At 61.5% G+C, this 20235-nt stretch carries 15 protein-coding genes; 9 read left to right on the top strand and 6 right to left on the bottom strand.

What is annotated here, in order from left to right:
- Together fliG and fliF are read right to left on the bottom strand one after the other, a co-directional pair.
- Positions 1-999, bottom strand: a complete 999-nt coding sequence (gene fliG / locus QD280_RS04590; RefSeq protein WP_192838828.1) for a flagellar motor switch protein FliG — start codon at positions 997-999, stop codon at positions 1-3.
- The gene (gene fliF / locus QD280_RS04585) at positions 992-2770 is read right to left on the bottom strand and encodes a flagellar basal-body MS-ring/collar protein FliF (protein ID WP_279838464.1); all 1779 of its coding nucleotides are present in this window, start codon (positions 2768-2770) and stop codon (positions 992-994) included. Before fliF ends, fliG begins: the two co-directional genes overlap by 8 nt.
- A gap of 269 nt (positions 2771-3039) precedes the next feature.
- Here fliF and fliE point away from each other — a divergent pair, with 269 nt between their 5' ends.
- A complete protein-coding gene (gene fliE, locus QD280_RS04580) occupies positions 3040-3402 on the top strand; it encodes a flagellar hook-basal body complex protein FliE (RefSeq protein ID WP_279838463.1) in 363 nt (120 codons plus the stop codon).
- A gap of 205 nt (positions 3403-3607) precedes the next feature.
- Here fliE and QD280_RS04575 read toward each other — a convergent pair whose 3' ends face one another.
- A complete protein-coding gene (locus QD280_RS04575; RefSeq protein ID WP_279838462.1) occupies positions 3608-4888 on the bottom strand; it encodes a FliC/FljB family flagellin in 1281 nt (426 codons plus the stop codon).
- A 471-nt stretch (positions 4889-5359) separates the two neighbouring features.
- Here QD280_RS04575 and QD280_RS04570 point away from each other — a divergent pair, with 471 nt between their 5' ends.
- Positions 5360-6118 (top strand): RNA polymerase sigma factor FliA, encoded by a 759-nt coding sequence (locus QD280_RS04570; RefSeq protein ID WP_279838461.1) that lies wholly within the window; start codon positions 5360-5362, stop codon positions 6116-6118.
- Between the two features lie 230 nt (positions 6119-6348).
- Here QD280_RS04570 and QD280_RS04565 read toward each other — a convergent pair whose 3' ends face one another.
- Entirely contained in the window at positions 6349-7950 is a 1602-nt protein-coding gene (locus QD280_RS04565) for an MFS transporter (protein ID WP_279838460.1), read from the bottom strand.
- A gap of 727 nt (positions 7951-8677) precedes the next feature.
- Here QD280_RS04565 and QD280_RS04560 point away from each other — a divergent pair.
- The 7 genes from QD280_RS04560 (at position 8678) to QD280_RS04530 (ending at position 16180) form a co-directional block, all read left to right on the top strand.
- Positions 8678-9667: a DctP family TRAP transporter solute-binding subunit gene (locus QD280_RS04560; RefSeq protein ID WP_279838796.1), complete on the top strand. Its 990-nt coding sequence runs from the start codon at positions 8678-8680 to the stop codon at positions 9665-9667.
- Positions 9668-9899: 232 nt separating this feature from the next.
- On the top strand, positions 9900-10406 hold the full coding sequence (locus tag QD280_RS04555) for a TRAP transporter small permease (protein WP_279838459.1): 507 nt from the start codon (positions 9900-9902) through the stop codon (positions 10404-10406).
- Complete coding sequence (locus QD280_RS04550) at positions 10396-11691, top strand: TRAP transporter large permease (RefSeq protein ID WP_131432069.1); 1296 nt, start codon at positions 10396-10398, stop codon at positions 11689-11691. The genes QD280_RS04555 and QD280_RS04550 overlap by 11 nt, the downstream gene beginning before the upstream one ends.
- A gap of 444 nt (positions 11692-12135) precedes the next feature.
- Entirely contained in the window at positions 12136-12378 is a 243-nt protein-coding gene (locus QD280_RS04545; RefSeq protein WP_054556634.1) for a DUF1656 domain-containing protein, read from the top strand.
- 104 nt (positions 12379-12482) lie between these two features.
- On the top strand, positions 12483-13463 hold the full coding sequence (locus QD280_RS04540; protein WP_279838458.1) for an efflux RND transporter periplasmic adaptor subunit: 981 nt from the start codon (positions 12483-12485) through the stop codon (positions 13461-13463).
- A gap of 3 nt (positions 13464-13466) precedes the next feature.
- Positions 13467-15716 (top strand): FUSC family protein, encoded by a 2250-nt coding sequence (locus tag QD280_RS04535; RefSeq protein WP_279838457.1) that lies wholly within the window; start codon positions 13467-13469, stop codon positions 15714-15716.
- Positions 15717-15856: 140 nt separating this feature from the next.
- Positions 15857-16180, top strand: coding sequence for a hypothetical protein (locus QD280_RS04530; protein ID WP_192838819.1), 324 nt, complete (start codon positions 15857-15859; stop codon positions 16178-16180).
- Between the two features lie 136 nt (positions 16181-16316).
- Here QD280_RS04530 and QD280_RS04525 read toward each other — a convergent pair whose 3' ends face one another.
- Complete coding sequence (locus QD280_RS04525) at positions 16317-17705, bottom strand: GntP family permease (protein ID WP_279838456.1); 1389 nt, start codon at positions 17703-17705, stop codon at positions 16317-16319.
- A 523-nt stretch (positions 17706-18228) separates the two neighbouring features.
- Positions 18229-20217: a beta-galactosidase gene (locus QD280_RS04520; protein ID WP_279838455.1), complete on the bottom strand. Its 1989-nt coding sequence runs from the start codon at positions 20215-20217 to the stop codon at positions 18229-18231.
- Positions 20218-20235: the final 18 nt, after the last annotated feature.

Below are 20235 nucleotides of genomic sequence, written 5' to 3'. Positions count from 1 at the left end.
CTAGACATAATCCTCGCCACCGCTGTTGATCACGATCTCGCCGCTGTCGGCCAGTCGACGCACCGTCTGCAGGATGCTCTTCTGTTCGGCCTCGACCTGGCTGACACGCACCGGGCCACGCGCCTCCATGTCATCACGCAGCATCTCGGCAGCACGCTGCGACATGTTCTGCAGGAATTTCTGGATGATCGCCTCGGGGGAGCCCTTGAGCGCCGTGACCAGCGTCTCGTTGTCGATCTCCTTGAGCAGCAGCTGGATGGAGCGATCCTCGAGCCCGACCAGGTTCTCGAACACGAACATCTCGTCAATGATCTGCTGCGCCAGACTCTCGTCGTGATTGCGTACCGCCTCGAGGACCTGCTCTTCCTGCTGGCCCGGCATCAGGTTGAGTATCTCGGCCGCGGTGCGAATGCCGCCCATCTTGCTGCGCTTGAGGTTCTGGCCACTGAGCATGTTGCTCAGCACTTCGGTCAGCTCCTGCAGGGCCGCCGGCTGCACGCCACTGAAGGTGGCGATACGCAGCAGCACATCGTTGCGCAGGGTGTCGGAGAAGTGCTCGAGAATCTGTGAGGCCTGATGGCGCTCCAGATGCACCATGATGGTGGCGATGATCTGCGGGTGTTCGTCGCGGATCATCTCGGCCACCAGCGGTGGCTCCATCAGGTTCAGCGTCTCGATGCCATTGTTCTGGCCGGAGCTCTCGTAGATGTCTTCGAGCAGCGAGCTGGCGCGCTCCTGCCCCAGCGCCTTCACCAGCACCGAGCGGATATGGTCGGTAGACAACAGATTGACGGCACTGAACTGCTCGCTGTCGGCGTGGAATTCCTCCAGCGTCTTCGCCATCTGCTCCTGGGTGACCTGCGGCATGTTGGTCATCGTCGCACTGAGCTGCTGGATCTCCTGGGCAGACAGGAACTTGAAGACCTCTGCGGCGCTGTCCTCGTCGAGGCTCATGATCAGGGCCGCGCTGCGTTCCATGTTCGTCAGTGTCTTACTCATGGTGACTCATCCAGTTCTTGAGGATCATGGCGACCATGCGCGGGTCATCGCGGGCCATGTCACGTGCATCCTTGAGGTTCTGCTGATAGGTGGTCGGCGTGCGCGGGCCACTGGCCGGCGCTGTCTGACTCGCCATCATGCTGCCCAGCTCGCTATTGGCCGTCGTCAGGCCTGACTCCATGCCGCCGATACCACCCACTGCGCTGCCGGCTGCCTGAGTGCCGGGCGGCTGACCGATGGTCTGGTAGGCCTCCTGCGGACGCAGCAGCGGCTGCAACAGCGGACGCAGCAACTTGCGATACAGCAGCCAGGCGATGAAGCCGATGATCAGGTAGCGGCCAAGCTCGATGGCCAGCGCCTGCATCTCGGGATTGTTCAGCCACTTTTCCCACCACTGCTGCGGCGGGCCGGCGTTCTGCTGCTCAGCGGTCATGAAGGGCGCATTGATCACGCTCAGGCTGTCGCCACGCTCGGCATTGAAGCCCATCGCCTCGCGCACCAGCGAATCGATCTGTGCCAGCTGGTCGTCTGCCAGCGGTTCGCTGGTCGGGTTGCCGTCACTGTCCATGATGCGACGGTGATTGATCACCACCGCCACCGAGAGGTTGTCGAGGCGACCCAGGCGCGCACGGGTGTGGCGCACGCGCTTGTTGACTTCATAGTTGATGGTGCTGCTGCGCTGATAGTTGCTCAGGCCGCTGGTCGCGTCGTCAGTCTGTGTAGTGCCGCCAGCATTCGCCGCGTCATCGGCATTGATGGGCGAGGCGGCAATTCCCGGGGGCGTGTTGGAGAGGGCACCCGGCACGCCGCCGATGCCGAGCATCTCGCCGGCGCCGGTATTGTTGAGCTGTTCACTGCGCACCGCTGCGCTGCCCGGCTGCTGATTGGGCGTGTAGTGCTCTTCGGTCTCTTCGGCGTGGGAGAAATCGAGCTGGGCGCTGACCTCGGCGCGGAAGTTGTCGCGCCCCACCAGTGGCGTCAGCAGAGCATTGATGCGCGATTGATAGCTGCGCTCCAGTGCCTGGGCATATTCCAGCGCGCTGCCATCGAGATTGAGCGCATCGCCTGCCGGGCGCGACAGCGGATTGCCGTCCTGATCGACGACGGTGATATCTTCGCTTGCCAGCCCCTGCACGCTGCCGGCTACCAGATGCTGGATGGCCTGGATCTGACGCGCCTTGAGCTGCTGGCCGCCCTTGAGTTCAACCACCACGGACGCCGTCGCTGGGCGGCGCTCGCGCACGAAGACGGAATCTTCCGGCAGTGCCAGGTGCACACGGGCGCTGGACACCGGCTCGAGGCTGGCGATGGTGCGCGACAGCTCGCCGGACAGGGCGCGCTGGTAATTGACGTGTTCGGTGAACTGGCTGATGCCGAAGGCCTGGGTATCCATCAGCTCGAAGCCGGAGCCGCCCTGGCTGGGCAGGCCCTGCTGGGCAAGTGCCAGGCGCAGGCGATAGACATCTTCCTTGGGGACCTCGACGGTGGCGCCTTCATTGCTCAGCCGATAGGGCACGCCGGTCTGCTCCAGCTGCGCGACGATCTCGCCGCCTTCGCTGGCGGGCAGATCACGATAGAGCACACTCCACTGGGTGCCAGCGCCCCACAGCAACAACGCGACGATGACGGCCACGCTGAATGCAGCCGCCATGATGAGCGGCAGACGTGGCAATGCCGCCAGACGCGCCAACAAGGGATTGGCTGGCTTGTCTGATGATTCTGACGTTGTCGAGGTGCCCGACTGGGGCGCTGTCTGGCTGGGTGTACTCATGCAGATGTCCGATAAGCGCCTTGGTCTGAACTCGCAGCGGGTGATTCCAGCAAGCAGGGCGAAACATGAAAACGATGGATCAACAATGTCGCGTTTCGCAGCGCCTTCTTGCGTAGGCTGGCCATTATCGAAGCTGGGCGCACATCCAATCAGACGAATAGCGTCGCAAAACAGGGGTATTAGTCACTTTCAGCCGCTCGACTGACTGGTAGTCTGAGCCCCACTGAAAGCGGCAGACGAATGGCGCGTGTTGAGAAAGGAGAGGCGGGATGGCGATTGAGGCAGTCGGCGCGGCGATGTCATCCGCGATGACGGGCAGTCTGCAGCAGCTCGATCAGATGGCGGCGCAGGCAGCCGGGAGCAACGCTCAATCGGTGGGCGCAGTGTCAGAGGCCAGCGGCACTGATGCACAGGGCTTTGCCGGCATGCTCAAGGATTCGCTGGCGCGCGTCAGCCAGTCACAGCAGGTCGCGGCAGGCCAGGCCAAGGCCTTCGAGTTGGGCAGCCCGGATGTCAGCCTCGATCAGGTCATGGTGGCGGGCCAGAAGGCCTCACTGGAATTCGAGATGACCGTGCAGGTGCGCAACAAGCTGCTGAGTGCCTACAAGGAAATCATGAACATGGCGGTGTGATTCATGTTCGCATTCCAATGAAAAAGGGCAGACGCGATGCGTCTGCCCTTTTTTGTTTGCTGCTGCTGGATATCGCTGGCGGAGGTTGAAATGCACGAGCGCTGTTGACTAAAAGGAGCAATATCAACAAGGCCACTATCCTCTGCCAGCGACGGGCCTGCCACTCATGCTGAGTGACAGGCCTATGCAGCATGTGAGCCAGAGATCAGCCCAGCAGAGACAGCACGTTCTGCGGCACCTGGTTGGCCTGGGTCAGCATGGAAGTTCCTGCCTGCTGCAGAATCTGTGCAGTGGTCATGCTGGAGACTTCTTCTGCATAGTCAGCATCTTGAATACGCGACTGGGCAGACGCCAGGTTGGTTTCGGTCGTCGCCAGGTTGGTGATGGCAGAATCGAAACGGTTCTGCACAGCACCGAGGTCCGAGCGGAGCTCATCCACTTGATTAAGAGCATCATCGAGTGCTGAAAGTGGATCAACCGTCTTTTGCGAAGTGCTCAGTTCTTCACCAATAGATACTTCTCCACTGGAGGATATTTCGGCTTCGTAAAATTTTGTTGCATTCGGATCACTTGTATCTTTAACGACGTAATCAGGTGCACCATCTTCTGTGCTTTTGTAGTCATATACAGTTTGATTAGAATTAAGATTTGTGGTGTCAAGTGTTACATCTTTCTTGACAGAGGTGATTTCCGTGGATTCATTGATGCTATCTGCTGCGAGAGCGGTGCTATTGCTATCAAAGCCAACTGCACCGGTTGTATCATTAACCGTTGCACTGTAGTAATTACCATTGTCAGCTTTTACTGCATACCCAGTGCCATCTTTAAGCTCAAAAACACCTTCTGATTGCAAGTCTGCTGCGTCGCTGTCAACAGCTGTCGATAATGTAGTCTTGTCTCCTACGCGTGCTGTTGTCGCCGCTGCGGTATCGACAATAGTGTCATCTATACCATCGGATACGCGGAAGTCTTTTAGACCTAAAGTTTCTGAGTTTATCTTGCTAAGATTCAAAGTTATTGTCTGACCATCCTCTGAACCGACCTGAATATTGATCTCAGTTTTTGACCCATCTAGAACATTTGTGCCATTAAAACTGGTCTGCTCTGAAATACGGTTAATTTCATCTAATCGTTGGCCTATTTCATTCTGAATCGACTCAAGATCAGATGCTGAGTTGGTACCATTGGCTGCCTGAACGGTCAGTTCACGGACGCGCTGCAGGTTATCGTTGACCTGGTTCAATGCGCCTTCAGCGGTCTGGGCAACAGAGATGCCATCGTTGGCGTTACGCTGTGCCTGGGACAGGCCGGTGATCTGGGAGTCCATACGGTTGGCGATGGCCTGGCCGGCGGCGTCGTCCTTGGCGCTGTTGATGCGCAGGCCGGAGGACAGACGTTCCATGGAGGTGTTCAGGGCGTTCTGGGACTGATTCAGGTTCTGCTGAGTCACCATGGAAAGGGTGTTGGTATTGATCACTGAAGCCATGTGTCACTTCCTGTCGTAATGGGGAGATAGATGGCGTGTCGCCAGTAACGACTCCTGTGCCGTTGCTTCAGTTATCGTCGCGGTGCGACAGAACTTTAGAAATTTTTTGCGGCCTTTTGACCTTTCTCATTCCGGCTGTCCCGCTGGCTTTCCTTGCGCGCTCTTCTTGCGGGCGCTCCTCGTGACATCCTCGCTCCACTCTCGCTCCACTCTCGCGACGTTCTGTCGACCGGCTGGTGGGCGTTGTGCGTGTCTCGTCTTCCCTCTCTGTCTCTTCACGCCTGCCTTCATTTCCGCCTCCCCGAGGCGGAGTGGCGACGTAAGGCAGGAAAGCCGTCGCTGAGGGTAGCTATTCGAGCGAATGGTTTGTGGCGAGGGCGCGACAATACGCTGGGAACAGGAGTCCCGAGGATGGGGGCACGACCCTGAGTCAAACGACCCCGAGGGATGCAAGCGAGGACCAGGACGCCGATGTATACCGCCAATGGGCGCATGGCCCAGCAGGATATCTACACCGAGTATCAGCCGCTGGTGCGCCGCATCGCGCTGCAGCTGCAGGTGCGCTTGCCAGCGAGCGTCGATCTCGAGGATCTGATCCAGGCTGGCATGTTGGGGCTGTGTGAATGCGTGGGCCGCTATGAGCAGGGCCACGGTGCCAGCTTTGCCACCTATGCCAGTCAGCGCATCCGTGGCGCGATGCTCGATGAGCTGCGCTCGCGTGACTGGTTGCCACGCAGTGTGCGCCGTGCCGGGCGCGAGCTTGAGAGCGTGATTCAGCAGTTGGAGCAGAGCCTGGGTTATCCGCCCGAGGAGACCCAGATCGCCGCTGCCATGGGGCTTGAGCTGGAAGATTACCGACGCCTGCTGCTGGACACCAACAACGGCATGGTGATGTCGCTGGACGAGATGATGGATGAGGAAGGCGGGCTGGCGGGCGGTTATGCCTCGCCCGAGGCGACCCCCTTCACCACGCCGTTTGCCTTGCCGCATGATGCGCTGGAAGAGGCCGATACGCGGCGGGCCTTGAATGAGGCCATCGCGCGGCTACCGGAGCGCGAGAAGCTGTTGATGGCGCTCTATTATCAGGAGAAGCTCAACCTCAAGGAGATCGGCGCGGTACTCGATGTCACCGAGTCGCGTGTCTCGCAGCTGCATTCCCAGGCCGTGCGCCGTCTGCAGGGTGTGCTGGCACCGCATCTGGTGGCGCGGGCGGGCAAACGTCGTCGCTGAGTCTCTATCCTGAGTCTCTATCGTTGTGAGCCTTCTTCGTTTCCCCGAGCTTTATCCTCTCGCTGTACCGTCTTGCTGTTACGCCTGCCTTGTTTCTGCTGTCCCAATTTCTCCTGTCTCAGTTTCTCCTGTCTCACTTTCTCCTGTCCCTGTTTCGCCCGCCCAAAACAAGAACACCGCCCCGAGAGGCGGTGTTCTTGTCTATCACTCGAGCATGTCGTCAGACGTGATCAGTAGCTCTCACGCTCCGGCTCCGACTTGACGCGGCGCTCCTCTTCGCTGAGGTGCTGGGCCTGTTCGTCGATATGGCCATCCAGATGCCAGTCGTCTTCCATGCCGGTGACGCGATCGTTCATCACGCCTTCCTCGTTGTCGACCTGCTGAACGACCCCTTCCTCTGTTTCAGAGGCGGCTTCCTGTTGCTGGGCAGCGAGTTCTTCCTCGCTCAACTCCGGCTCAGGTTCGGCATCGAAGTCGAATTCCAGCTGACCGGTTTCCGGCTCGGTGATGGCTTCCTCGACCCAGGCGGCGCTCAGCGGACTGGTGGTGGAGGGCGCCACCACATAGTGGCCGGGGTGATCGCCTTCCTCGGCATCCAGTTCCTGTCGCGGCTTGCTGGTGACACTGGCGGCGAGAATCACGATCAGCACGTGAATGGCGGTCAGGGTATAGAGGAAGCCGACGGCCCCGAAGCGCTCCATCAGCAGACCCGCGGTGAGCGGGCCCAGAATCGCGCCTGCGCCATGCATCAGCACCAGTGTGCCGCTGGCGGAGATGATCTGTGGCGTGGTCAGCAGGTTGTTGGCCGCCGCCAGGAACAGCGAGTACTGGGTCAGGATCAGCCCGCCGAGGCCCGCACCCAGCAGTGCCATGGTCAGCATGCTGCCACCACTGAACGGCACGCCGCCGATGGACAGCGCTATCGCCCCGAGACTGCAGCCCAGAATCACCTTCTTGGCCGACAGCTTGTCGGAGAGCTTGCCCAGCGGCCATTGCAGCAGGGCGGCACCTAGAATGAAGGCGCCCATGAACCAGGAGACTTCCTGCACCGGCAGGCCGGCGCGGTCGGCATACACCGCGCCCATGCCGAAGACGGTGCCGTTGGCGATACCGGTGGCAAAGCCGCCCAGGGTGCCCAGCGGCGCCAGGCGCAGCAGACGAACGATCCCCATCGCCTCCGGCTGCGCGCCTTCCGGTTGTGGTGAGGCGGACAGCAGCATCGGCACCAGCGCCAGCGACATGATCACCGAGACCAGGATGAACAGCAGGTAGGTGTCCGGGTTGGCGACGTTGAGCAGCAACTGGCCGCCGCCCATGCCCAGATAGGTGATCACCATGTAGATGGCCAGCAGGCGGCCACGCATCTGGTTGGTCGCCTGGCTGTTGAGCCAGCTCTCCGCGACCACGTAGAGGCCGGCGAAGGCGAAGCCGGTGATGAAGCGCATGGCGATCCACACCTCGGGTACCACATAGAGTGCGTGGATCAGGATGCACACCGAGGTGATGGAGGCCAGCGCCGCGAAGGTGCGCACATGACCGACCCGGCGCAGCTTGCGGGGTGCAAGTGTCGAGCCGAGCAGGAAGCCGGCGAAGTACGCCGACATGATGATGCCCGTCATGGTGTTGCTGAAGCCTTCCGAGGAGGCGCGAATCCCCAACAGACTGCCCTGCAGTCCGTTGGCCAGCATCAGCATCCCCATTCCCAGCAGCAGCGACCACAGAACGACCGCTGCGCCGAGACTGCTGGTCGGCTGCAGTCGTTTGCGCGAGGTGTCGAGCGGCTCGGTCTCGAAGGTGGGAGTGGGTATGGCTTCCTGCTGGGGGTTCGGCATGGAAGGGGGCCTCATCGGTCAGGGTCGGGACCGTGGGAGCGGTGCCGACGAGATGTCAGGTACGACACTTGCGTGCGTGATGTTGGTCAGTCGTGGTCGGTCCTTGCGGGAACGGCGCTCAGTCTACCGACCGAATCCGGAGTCTGCGACCCGTGGTGCGCCATTGTGTGGTTGAAAGGCGACATATCGTGAAATTTGTCTCAAGGATGTAATGGAGTGGATAAATATACAGTGCCTCATGAAATCATGACCCGACATGGACTCGGGACACGCTGGCGCTGTAAAAGCACGGCATCCTGCAAAGGACAATATCGTCAAGCTCCCTGCTGGCGGGGCCTGCGCGAGGGTTGGCCCTCTTGCATCGCTGGGTACACTCCTTGGCAACACACGCTGATGACACCACATGGTCGAGCGTTTCGTACGCAAGAGGTCTCGGAAAACCCGAGGGCTGGATGAATATACAGTGATCGGTAACGCAGCGAGATAGCATGTGAGCGTCGAAAAAGCGCCGATCTGTCGCATGGTCGAATGGTCAGCGACCAAAGTAGATGCGAATCTGCCTCTGGACACACTCAACAACATCATAATCAAGAGGTTATTCATGACCCTGACCGCTGCACACGCCAACGCTGGCCCCGCCTCTCGTCACTTGCGTCCCCGCTCTTCAGATCATTCACAAAGCCATACCGCGCGCCCGCGCGTCGCTGCCACGGGTCACTCTGCCCTGATGGCCGGCGTGCTTGGCCTGGCTCTGCTGTCACCGCTGATGGCCAGTGATGCCGAGGCGCGTGAGCTGTCCGTCTCCACCGTGTTGTCGGATGCCTTCCCGTGGGGGCAGGCGGCCGAGAAGTGGGCCGAACTGGTAGAGGAGCGCTCCGGTGGCGAGCTCACCCTGCGCGTCTATCCGAATGCCCAGCTGGTGGCGGGGGACCAGACCAAGGAGTTCTCTGCCATGCGTCAGGGGCTGATCGATCTCGCGGTGGGCTCGACCATCAACTGGTCGCCCCAGGTGCCGGAGCTCAATCTGTTCTCGCTGCCGTTCCTGATGCCGGACCACGCCGCCATCGATGCACTGACCCAGGGCGAGTCGGGCAAGCAGGTCTTCGCCGCCATCGAGTCCAAGGGCATCAAGCCGCTGGCGTGGGGCGAGAACGGCTTCCGTGAGGTGTCCAACTCCTCGAAATCGATCACCTCGCCGGATGACCTGAAGGGCCTGAAGATTCGTGTGGTGGGCTCGCCGCTGTTCCAGGACACCTTTACGGCGCTGGGCGCCAACCCGACCCAGATGAGCTGGGCGGATGCCAAGCCGGCACTGACCACCGGCGCGGTGGATGGGCAGGAGAACCCGCTGTCGGTGTTCGATGTCGCGCGCATCGACCAGGTCGGTCAGACCCACCTGACGCTATGGCACTACATGGCGGACCCGCTGATCTTCGCCGCCAACCAGCGGGTGTGGAAGTCGCTCAGTGAACAGGAGCGCACTCTGCTGACCGAGACCGCCAAGGAAGCGGGTGCCTGGGAGATCGCCATGAGTCGTGAGGGCAATGCCCAGCGGCTGGCGGACATCGAGGCGCGCGGCGTGAATGTCGTCAAGCTCGATGAGGATGCGATGCAGACTTTCCGTGACGCCACCCAGTCGGTCTACGCCAGCTGGACACCCAGGATCGGTGAGGCGCTGGTCGAGACGGCACGTGCCGAGGTCGAAGCCTCGCGCTGAGTCCGCCAGGACCACCATCGCCGCTGCTCACTGAGCAGATGACATCGGGAATAATGCGGTCTGTGCGCGTTATTGAGTGAAGAACCACGCCGGGGCCTGACAGCCTCGGCGTTCGTGTGGATCGCGTGTCATGTCGCAAAAGTCGCAACATACGTCTCAAGAAGCATCACAACGAGCGCTGCAAGACGCCGCCAACGGAGCGCCTGCTCCCGCAGACAGGCCATCGCCACGCGTGCGGCCGGAATCCTGGCTGGCGGCGTTGGCGCTGGGACTGATCGGTCTCATCAGTCTGGCCAATGTGGTGGTGCGCTATGCCACCGATGCCTCCTTTGCCTTTACCGAGGAATTCTCGGTCTTCCTGCTGGTGTTGTTGACGCTGGCGGGCGCCTCGGTGGCGATTCGCCGCCAGGCACATATTCGTATCGCATTGCTGGAAGACGTGCTGCCGTTGCCGCTCTGGCGACTGGTGGTGGTATTGCAGACCCTGGCGGTGCTGGTCGTGCTGGGGCTGGTGGCGTGGTTCGGGGGCACCTTCGCGCTGGAGGAGTATCAGTGGGACTCGCTGTCACCGGGACTGGGCCTGCCCAACTGGTGGTACGTGATCTGGCTGCCGATATTGGCGCTGGCGATGGCCTGGCGTCAGCTGCAGCAGTGTGTCGAGCGTCTTGCGCAAGGGCCTGGGCAGGGGCCCGGTCAGAATGCGTCGCCGGAGCACAAGGAGTCAGATCATGAGTCCTGATCTCTGGTTGCTCGCAAGCTTTGCCGCCCTGTTGATACTCGGCGTGCCAGTCGCCTTCGCGCTGGGACTCTCGGGGGCGGTGGGGATCGTCGCGGGGCTGCCGGTCAGCATGCTGGCTACCCTCGGCACCAACACCTACAACAGCATCGCCAAGTATCCGCTGATCGCCATTCCGCTGTTCATCCTCACTGGATTGGTGTTCGAGCGTGCCGGAGTGGCGGCGCGGCTGGTGCGCTTCGCCCAGGCGCTGATCGGCCCACGGCATGGCGGTCTCGCGCTGGTGGCGGTGCTGGTGTGTCTGATCATGGGCGGCATGAGTGGTTCCGGCCCGGCGGATGCCGCCGCGGTGGCGATGGTGATGATCCCCAGCATGACGCGGGCGGGCTATCCCAAGGCGTTCTCGGCGACGCTGATTGCGGCCTCGGCCTCCACGGCGATCCTGATCCCGCCGTCCATCGCGCTGATCCTTTACTCCATCGTGGTACCGGGGGTGGATCTACGCGCACTGTTTGCCGCGGGCCTGATTCCGGGGCTGCTGGTGGGCGTGGCCTTGCTGCTGCCGGCCTGGTTCCTCTCGCGTCGCTATCGCTGGGAAGACCCGACTCAGGTCGAGCGTATCGCGCTGGGTCCGGCGTTCCGCTCGGCGATCCCGGCCCTGCTGGCGCCGGTGATCATCCTCGGCGGGCTGCGCTCAGGCCTCTTCACGCCCACGGAAGCGGCGGTGGTCGCGGCCGCCTATGGGCTGTGTGTCGGGCTCTTCATCACCCGCGAGCTCAAGCTCTCTCAGGTGTGGGAGCTGCTCAGGGAGGCGGCCGTCATCTCCGGTGTGGTGATGCTGATCATCGCGCTGGCGGGCATATTCGCCTGGGCGGGCACCATGCTGGGCACCTTCCGACATCTCGCCGAATGGCTGATCACGCTGTCGGATAGCGGAACGACGCTGCTGATACTGGTGATGGTGGCGGTGCTGATTGCCGGGATGCTGCTGGATGCGGTCTCCATCTACCTGATCCTGATGCCGGTGCTGATTCCGGTGATGCAGCACTTCGGCTGGCATCCGGTGTGGTTCGGTATCCTGCTGGCGATGAATATCGCGATCGGGCAGTTCACCCCGCCAGTCGCGGTCAACCTGATGGTGACCAGTAGTGTGGCCGGAGTAAGGCTCGAGAAGACGGTCGGGTGGGCGATGGTCTTCGTGGTGGCGATGCTGGCGGCACTGGCGGTGGTGATGCTGTTCCCAGAGCTCGCCTTGTGGCTGCCACGCGTACTCGGCTACGCGGTGTAGTCGACCCTCACGATCATCACTTGTGGTCTTCACTGTGCGAAATGAAACGGCTTGCCTTCTGGGTAAGCCGTTTTGCGTCTCAGGCTACCTTGACCGCTGCTATCACCTGAATGCCTGGTGTCCATTCCGGTTGTGCCGGTTAGCGCGCAGCCATATGGAGCGCGAATTCTGGTCGCGCGCTGTGCAAGGAATGGGGTGATTCTTCTCACGCAACGGTGCACGGCGGTGAAAAATGTTAGCCTGCATATATTCTCAGCGATGACGCTGCCCTCAAGATTCGCGCAGTGGAACAGTTCACCCGCGGGCCTTGAATGCACGCCAGGCAGCCACCATCGTTGAACGCTGATTGCACGCATGGCAGTCGGGACTCATATCTCGCATAAAGTAAGCCCGCTATCGCATACGCAAGCCAGCTCTCGCACAACGCAAGTCAAGGACATCTCGATGAAGGAAATCGCCGCAGGCAATGATGTTACGTCTGGCTTCAATGCGCTGCATGAAATGGTGGTCGGGGAATTCCTGATCAGCCCGATGCTGGTCTATGCACTGGTCGCCTTGCTGGCGGCGGGGCTCATACGCACGCTGCTGCATCGTCTGCTGGCCAATCACGAGCTCTGGTTCGAGGCCTGGTTCGATATCTCGCTGTTTGTCATCTGTCTGGCGGCGGTGGTGGCCCTCGTGACGTGACGTACGTCATTGCCCCAGCGTCTCGCCATTCGTCATCCCGATTTCCCCGCGAACCCTTTCGTGGCACCCATTTCCTCCAGCCCCTCTATCCCCAAGGAAACCGCATGCGCAACCTGCGACAGAAAGCCGTCAAATGGATCATTACACTATGTCTGGTGGCGGCTGCAGCCTGGTGTGCGGTGTGGCTGTGGAATACCTACATGTACAGCCCCTGGACGCGGGATGCCCGGGTGCGCGCCGAGGTGATCACGCTGAGCCCGGATGTCTCCGGCTGGGTGCGTGAGCTGAACGTGGCGGATACCACGCGGGTCAAGGAGGGGGATGTCATCCTTCAGGTCGATCGTGCGCGCTATGAGGCGGCGCTCGCCAAGGCCGAGGCCAGTCTCGCCAGTGCCAAGGCGACCCTGAGCCTCAAGGAGCATGAATCCAATCGTCGTGGTCGCTTGACCAATCGTGCCATCAGCGAAGAAGAGCGCGACAGTGCGCGCCTGGAGGCCGAGGTCGCCCGCGCTGATGTACAACAGGCCGAAGCCGCGGTGCAATCCGCGCAGCTGGATCTCGATCGTACGCGTCTGGTGGCACCCGCCGACGGTAGCATCCTCAACATGCACCTCAGTCAGGGCAATTACGTCACGGCAGGCACGGCGGTGATGGCGCTGATCAAGGATGACTCCTTCTACCTGAGCGCCTACTTCCAGGAGACCAAGCTGCAGCATGTGCGTCCGGGCGATCCGGTCCAGATCACCCTGATGAGCGGCAATGAAGACTTCAAGGGGCGCGTCGTGGGGATAGGCCAAGGCATCGCCGATGACAATACCGCGACCAATGCCCAGCAGTTGCCTCAGGTCAGCGCCACCTTCAGTTGGGTGCGTCTGGCGCAGCGCATTCCGGTGCGGGTGGAATTCGATGATATCGAGGCGGTACGTGCCTCAGGTGTCAATCTTGCCGCAGGCATGACGGCGAGTGTCAGGCTGATCACTGCGGAAGATGGCAATGATGAGGCGACGCAGGCCAAGGCGGCACCTGTCGAGGCGGAACCGGTCGAGACAGCTAAGGCCGTCCAAGACGAAGATGGGAAGCACTGATCCATGTCTCCCGCTCTGGCCGCCTTCCTCAGGCCTTCGCCGTTCGCGCTCAAGTTCGCCACCAAGGGTGTGCTGGCGATGGCGCTGGCCCTCTACGCCGCCTTCTTCTTCGATCTCGATAGACCCTATTGGGCGCTGATCTCGGCGGCGTTTCTGCAGACACGTCCGATGTCGGGCATGGTGGTCGAGAAGGGCATCTGTCAGGTCACGGGTACCTTCGTCGGTACCTGTGTGGCCGTGGTGATCATGGGCTGCTTTGCCCAGGTGCCCGAACTGGCGCTGGGCTCGGTCACGCTGTGGATCGGGCTATGCATCTATGGCGCCTCGCTGACGCACAACAATCTGTCCTATGGCTGTGTGATGGCGGCGGTGGCCTGCATGATCATCGTGGTGCTGACGTCCTCGGCGCCGGATGACTTCTTTTCGGTGGCACTGGCACGTCTCAGCGAGCTGAGTCTCGGCGCGCTGTGTGCTGTCGTCGTGAGTGCGCTGGTCTGGCCGATTCGTGTACGTGATCATCTCGGCCAGCTGGCGGATACGGCGGTGAATGCCACCTTCCGTTATATGGCGCTGGCCTTTTCGATGCCGCTCGAGGCGGACAGGGCTGGGAGCCAAGACACTGCCGGTCAGTCACAAGCTCATTCACAAGATCAGCAACGCGAACGCATGGCGATGCTCGAGCAGATGATGACCGGGCTGGATGCGCTCAACAATCTCGAGATCGATGCCCACTCGGCGCGTTATGAAGGCCCCCAGGGCAAGGGGCGCATTCGCGGCGTACACCTGCTGACGCGGCGAAGCATGCGTCTCTACGCGACCCTCAAGGCCCTGCACCAGCTGCGTCATCCCGAGTTCTTTGTGCCTTCACAAGGCGATGACGGTGAGGCGATGGCACCGACGGGTGAGCTGAACCAGACCCAGACCCAGACCCAGAGACAGGAAGCCGAACGTTTCAGTCAGCCGACGCAGGACCTGATGCAACGCCTGGGCGCGGCCTTTCAAAGCATGGCCGACAATCAGGGCACGGCCCAGGCGCGCAAGACGCTCAAGGAGCTGCGTGGGGAATGTCTGCGCCTGTCGCGCGGTCAGCGAAGCATCACCGCACTGGAAGCCCGGTTGCTGTTCAGTCTGCGTGAGGTGCTGGGGCATGCGCTGGTCATCCTGCAGGCACGCGAGGTCATCAATCATCCCGGCCGTCATCAGCTGCGTCAGCCAAGCATGAGTTGGCACCGCGATCATGGTCGTGCCGCCATTGATGCGCTGCGCGCGATGGCCATCTTCAGTGCCACGGCGATCTTCTGGCTTGCGACGGCGTGGGACAACGGCGCGGTGGCCATGCTGCTGGGCACGCTGTTCTCGGGCATCTTCGTCAGTCGCGGTGATCCGGCACCGATCATTCCGATGGTGCTCAAGGGCTTGCTGCTGGCGGTGCCGAGCGTGTTGCTGTTCGGCAATGTCATGCTCAGTCACGCCCAGCACTTCGTGCCCTTCGTGATCATCTTCAGTATCCCTCTGTTCCTCGGCTTGATGGGCTCCGTCGTGCCTGCGCTGGCGGGGATCGCCTTGCCTTTCGTGGTGTTCAACATTCTGCTGGTGATGCCGGACAACGGGATGACCTTCGATGTCGCCTACACCCTCAATCGGAGTCTGGCGGCCGGGATCGGTCTCATCGTGACCATCATCGGTTTCCGCCTGATTCCCGTGCCGGGGGCCGGCTGGGACAAGCGTCAGCTGATTCGCGCCACGGCGAGTGATATTCGTGAGCTGGCGGAACGCTCCACCGAGCGCCTGGATAGCTGGTTCGGCGGGCGCATGGGCGACAGGCTGCTGCGTCTCGCCCGGCATGAACAGACTCGCAGTCGTGAACAGGAAGCGCGTCGTAGTGGCGAGAATGCAAGTGGTCAGCCCGATGATGCACAGCAGCAAGTGCTCGGTATGCCGCTACTGACGCTGGGGCTGACAGGGATGGATATCGGACGCGGCATAGGCTTCGTGCGGCGGGAATTGGGCAACGATGTGCCACGCCCGGTACAGCACGCCCTGCGCGAATTGATCCATGCGCTGGCGGATGATTATCAGCGCTGTGCACGAGGAGAGAGTCCCACCAGGATGCGGGCGGCCGGCGACCGATTATGCGAAGTGATCGAGCAACATCGCACCATGAGTCGGCATAAGCAGGCGCTGCTGGCGGGCTGGCTGACGCGAGTTCAGCTAACCTTGCAAAGTGATGCCCTGCGCCAACAACGTAGCTGATACTGCGTCAATGAGAGTCCCTTGCAGTTTCCAACAAAATGTTCTTATAAACCGGCCCGCAGCATATCTTCTGCGCTATGATAAGAAGGTCAGCTCAAAAATGAGCGAAATGTATTAGCGCCTTACTGTAGGAGAGAGCCATGGCTTTCATGAACGATATCAGCAACAGTGGGCGCAATGTTCCCGAGCGTTTTCGGCGCGTGACTTTCACGACGCAATATCTGCATGAGTTGAATCTCTATGTATTGCCGGCAAGCGAGGTATTGTTGCGCATCTCCCAAGCGGGCGAGGACCTCATGCTGCTGCAGTTCGACGACGAGTTTCATGCCGAATTCATTGCCTCGCGCATCGTCGAGTGGGTCGCCGAGAATCCCGGCACCGACCGCGATGACCTGACGCTGTGGATCAAGACGCGGGCACGCCATGAGACTCTGGACCCGAAGCGGGCTCACCACGTCTATTGAGATGTCAGCATGTTGCTGGCCAGCGTGATTGCTCAACAAGAAGGCCACCCATTCGGGTGGCCTTCTTGTCATAGGCCTGGCGTCATTTTGCTCCACTCATGTTCGAAAACTTCCCACTGTTGTGGAGCTTTAGGGCTCAGAAGCTGCCGACCAGGCTGCCCAGGGTCACGACGGCAATCAGGGCCAGCATCGGGAAGGCGACCGTCATCATGAACATCTGGCCGTAGGACTGGCGATGAGTCAGCTTGCAGATCGCCAGCAGGGTGATGACCGCGCCGGAGTGCGGCAAGGTGTCCATGCTGCCCGCCGCCAGCGCCGCCACGCGGTGCATCAGCTCCAGATTGATGCCGGCATTGACGGCCATCTCGCGGTAGGTTTCGCCCAATGTCGACAGCGCAATGCTCATGCCGCCGGATGACGAGCCGGTGATGCCGGCCAGCACGTTGACCGCCACCGCTTCCGAGATCAGCGGGTTGGCCGGATAGAGGCCGAGCACCGCCTCCTTGACCATCGCGAAGCCGGCCAGGCTGGCGATCACCGCGCCATATCCCACCTCTGAGGCGGTATTGAAGACCGGCAGCATGGCGCCGAAGCAGCCATTGTTGACGGTGGTCTTCAGGTCGGCCCACTGCTTCCAGCGTGAAATGACCAGCCAGGTGGACGCGAAGGCCAGCGCGATCAGGATCGACCACATGCCGGTGGCACCCGCAGGGTCAAGCTCCGGGAAGGCCTCGCTCAGGTAGGAGAAATCGATGCGCGGGAAGACGAGATAGGTCAGCAGAGCATTCAGGCCGATGACCATCACCAGCGGAATCAGCGCCGTGATCATGCCCATCTGTGCGGCGGGTGCCGGCGATTCCTCAAGCGCTTCGTCCTTGTGGACCCCGTAGCCTTCCCCCTTTGCCTGAGCCTTGCTGGCACGTCCCTTCAGCCACCAGGTACCCAGCCCTAGCATGATCAGGCCCGCGATGATGCCCAGGCCTGGCGCTGCAAAGCTGTTGGTCTGGAAGTAGGGGATCGGGATGGCATTCTGGATGGCAGGCGTGCCGGGGAGTGCCGTCATGGTGAAGGTGAAGGAGCCGAGAGCGATGGCCGCGGGCAGCAGTCGCTTGGGCGTGCCGGTGCGCTGGAAGAGCTGGGCGCCAATCGGATAGACGGCGAAGGCGACCACGAACAGCGAGACGCCCCCATAGGTAAGCAGTGCACAGGCCAGCACCACGGTCAGGATCACATGGCGTGTCCCCAGGCGTTTGACCAGGCCTTCGGAGATGGCATGCGCGGCCCCCGAATCGGCCATCAGTTGGCCGAACAGGGCACCGAGGATGAACAGCGGGAAGAACTTGGCCAGATAGCCGCCCAGCTGACTCATGAAGGTCACGGTGTAGCTGGGTAGCAGGGCGGCTGCATCTCCTGACAGGACGACGGCGAGGGCGGCCATCAGAGGGGCAAGCAAGAGAACGGTGATCCCGCGGTAGGCCAGGAACATCAGCAGCCCGAGCGATATCAGAATGGCAAGAATACTCATGGGGGTATCTCGTAGTTGGCGTTATCGTAGTCGTGGGTCGTCTGCCATTGACGACGGTTGTCCTGTTTACAGGTGCGTGGACTGTTGTTTTTGCTATTTATTGGCTTATATACAGAGACATCCAGCACACTAGAGATTGTCTGACATGAGAACAATGCGCCTTAAGTGGCAGCGCTGTGCGGTCAGCGAGCCCTCAAGGGCAAACTCCATCTGGCCTTGCGCAGCGAAAAGAGAGGTCGTTTTACATCGAACAATATACCGTTATCTTCTGTCTGCTTTATTCCGACAATATGGCAACCTCAGTCATCCGGTAAGCAGGGGAGTTGTGTCAGCACGCTGTTGTAATCACTCATGAAGCCTGGGCAGGTGACATGGATGCCCAGGATAGCTGTTCAAAAAAAGCGGCGCCCGAAGGCGCCGCGACAAGTGATCGAACAGTCTGCCGGTCGCGAAATCCGAGAGATGTCCTGCTTTCAAGCAAAGTCGATTTTCGCGTTGAATGAGTGGGCAGGCGCCGCCGCACTCAGAGGCGCTTTTCGTCACTGAACCAGATACAGACGTCAGCGGGTGCCAGCACCCGGCTACCGGCCAGCAGCCCGCTGTCATTGACGAGGCCTTCGGGCAGCCAGCGCGGCTCGGGCGCATAGTTGAAGGCGAAGCAGAGCGGCCCGCGCCGCCGCAGACGCACGCCGTCGGGCAGCGCATGGGTGGTGATGCCGCAGGCCTGACACTCCGCCTGCAGCATCGCCACCAGACTGTCTTCACTCAACCAGGCGGTCAGATAGCTGACACCGCGCTGATGCAGGATGGCGGGTTCGCCATCCTCGAATCGCGTTACCACCTGTGCACTGGTGCGCTGGTGATCGAGCAGGTCGCGCCAGCGCAGGGCGTGACCGCGTGCGCCGTTGCTCAGGGTGATGGCAGGCTCGGCGCCTGGCCTCAGACCATCGACTCGATCGACCGTGACGCCCGTCAGCTCGCTGAGTGCGCCGGGCGCCAGCTGCGCGGGTATCTGAAACTCCGGCGTGCGCGAGCCGGAGCGTGCGCCGACCACCACGCGACTGCCTGAATCGCGCGCCGCGCTCAGACGCGCCGCCAGTGCCTCATCAGCGATCACCTGACAGGGCAGCACGACCAACGAATAGCCACTGAGCGCGTCGCGCGGAGAGACGATATCCACATCAAGCCCGAGACGCCGCAGCGCGCTGTACCAGCTCAGGTACAGCTCGAGCGGATTGAAATTCTCGGCGTGGGGCTGGATCTGACAGGCCCAGATGGAGGCGTAATCGAACATCAGGGCGAAGGGCGCCTGCTGGGCAGTCGTCGTGTCATGTTCCGCGAGTGTCGCCAGCTCATCGCGCAGCTGCAAAAGCTCCGGCCAAGCCGAGGCAGGTGAGCCGTCCGGGCGCCGCAGGCCTGCGTGCATCTGCTCCTGCGCGAAGGGTGCCTGACGCCAGCGGAAGTAGGAGACGACTTCGGCGCCATGCGCGAAGGCTTCGTGGCTCCACAGTCGCACCATGCCGGGCAAGGGCGCGGCGTTGCTGATCGCCCAGTTGACCGGGCCCGGCTGCTGCTCCATCACCCACCAGCGGCCCTTGCACATGGCGCGGTAGAGGTCGTGATGAAAGCCGGCAAAGTCCGGATGACCTTGCTGGCGATAGTGGGCCTTGGTGGCATCGTCGTGGGCACCGCGCTCCAGAAAGCCCAGCGGGTAGCTGTCCCAGCTGGCGATATCCAGGTCCCGGGCGACATCGAAGTGATCGAATTCGGTGAACAGGCCCATGAAGTTGTGCACGATATCGCCGCTGACACCCGCGGCACGTAGGGTGTCGACCTGCAGGCGGTTGTACTCGACCACCATGTCGGAGCAGAAGCGTCGATAATCGAGCACGATGGCCGGATGCGGTTCGGTCACGGTGCCGACGGGCGCCTCGACCTGGGAGAACTCGCTGACTTCCATGCTCCAGAACACCGTCCCCCAGGCCTCATTGAGGGCCTCGACCGTGCCATAGCGTGCTTCGAGCCATGTGGGGAAGCGGGCACGGGCGGCCGCGGAGTAGCTGAGGATGGTGTCATGGCAGCCGTACTCGTTGTCGGTCTGCCAGGCGATGATCGCGGGATGGTGCGCGTAGCGCTCGCCCATCAGGCGCACGATGCGCTCGCTCAAGGTACGAAACGTCGGTGAAGAGAAGCAGTAATGACGACGCGAGCCATAGCCACGCGTGTCGCCATTCTCATCGACGGCCAGAATCTCCGGGTGAGCATCCACCAGCCATTTCGGCGGTGTCGCCGTGGGCGTGCCCATCACGATCTTGAGACCAGCCGCCGCCAGGACCTCGACGGCCTCATCCAGCCACTCGAAGCGCAGGTCACCCGCGCTGGGTTCCAGGCGACTCCAGGCGAATTCGCCGATACGCACGACACGAATGCCGGCTTCCATCATGTCGCGAGCATCCTGCGGCCAGCGATCACGTGGCCAGTGTTCCGGGTAGTAACAGACACCGAGCTGCATGGGGGTCATCCTTGAAGC

It is taken from the genome of Cobetia sp. 1AS1 (assembly GCF_029846435.1).
Taxonomy (GTDB): Bacteria; Pseudomonadota; Gammaproteobacteria; order Pseudomonadales; family Halomonadaceae; genus Cobetia; species Cobetia amphilecti.
This window is presented reverse-complemented; position numbering and strand designations above follow the sequence as displayed.

Coding starts and splice junctions, on each gene's coding strand:
- fliG (WP_192838828.1), bottom strand. CDS start 999: ATGAGTAAGACACTGACGAACATGGAACGCAGCGCGGCCCTGATCATG.
- fliF (WP_279838464.1), bottom strand. CDS start 2,770: ATGAGTACACCCAGCCAGACAGCGCCCCAGTCGGGCACCTCGACAACG.
- fliE (WP_279838463.1), top strand. CDS start 3,040: ATGGCGATTGAGGCAGTCGGCGCGGCGATGTCATCCGCGATGACGGGC.
- QD280_RS04575 (WP_279838462.1), bottom strand. CDS start 4,888: ATGGCTTCAGTGATCAATACCAACACCCTTTCCATGGTGACTCAGCAG.
- QD280_RS04570 (WP_279838461.1), top strand. CDS start 5,360: ATGTATACCGCCAATGGGCGCATGGCCCAGCAGGATATCTACACCGAG.
- QD280_RS04565 (WP_279838460.1), bottom strand. CDS start 7,950: ATGCCGAACCCCCAGCAGGAAGCCATACCCACTCCCACCTTCGAGACC.
- QD280_RS04560 (WP_279838796.1), top strand. CDS start 8,678: ATGGCCGGCGTGCTTGGCCTGGCTCTGCTGTCACCGCTGATGGCCAGT.
- QD280_RS04550 (WP_131432069.1), top strand. CDS start 10,396: ATGAGTCCTGATCTCTGGTTGCTCGCAAGCTTTGCCGCCCTGTTGATA.
- QD280_RS04545 (WP_054556634.1), top strand. CDS start 12,136: ATGAAGGAAATCGCCGCAGGCAATGATGTTACGTCTGGCTTCAATGCG.
- QD280_RS04540 (WP_279838458.1), top strand. CDS start 12,483: ATGCGCAACCTGCGACAGAAAGCCGTCAAATGGATCATTACACTATGT.
- QD280_RS04535 (WP_279838457.1), top strand. CDS start 13,467: ATGTCTCCCGCTCTGGCCGCCTTCCTCAGGCCTTCGCCGTTCGCGCTC.
- QD280_RS04530 (WP_192838819.1), top strand. CDS start 15,857: ATGGCTTTCATGAACGATATCAGCAACAGTGGGCGCAATGTTCCCGAG.
- QD280_RS04525 (WP_279838456.1), bottom strand. CDS start 17,705: ATGAGTATTCTTGCCATTCTGATATCGCTCGGGCTGCTGATGTTCCTG.
- QD280_RS04520 (WP_279838455.1), bottom strand. CDS start 20,217: ATGCAGCTCGGTGTCTGTTACTACCCGGAACACTGGCCACGTGATCGC.